Source organism: Dellaglioa sp. CoH-57-MRSF-18 (genome assembly GCF_056781995.1).
The window spans coordinates 1-340 of sequence record NZ_JBXAXX010000149.1; the positions used below are offsets into that span (position 1 = coordinate 1).

The 340-nt window shown below is 47.4% G+C and carries 1 protein-coding gene; it reads right to left on the reverse strand.

What is annotated here, in order from left to right; translation table 11 throughout:
* Nucleotides 1–100: 100 nt before the first annotated feature.
* Nucleotides 101–340: hypothetical protein (locus AC1RPG_RS08505; protein WP_481762552.1), on the reverse strand; the 240-nt coding region annotated here is incomplete at its 5' end.

Genomic DNA, 340 nt, shown 5'->3' on the forward strand with positions numbered 1-340 from the left:
GCCGGCGGCACTGACACAAGACAATCTTGGCATGTGCCCACTACTGTACTCATTTAATACTCCTTATTGATGTGCACACTAAAATTGAGACAGTGTGTCTTTACGTCGTCGGCAATTCTGCGTTCACAGTTAATCCAAAACTGTACGTACCAAATGCTCCTAGCAATACGTTACCGGCCGGAAGATTCAACCGCGCCCCGTTATTGGTCTGGGAAGCTATTGTTGGATTGCCCGCAGCCAAACCTGAAGATGAGACGTTGCTGGCTACTAGAGTGGGGTTATTTACGCGTTTATATGCGTACTGCACTGTCATTTGTGGGACTTGCGTATTACCAACTTG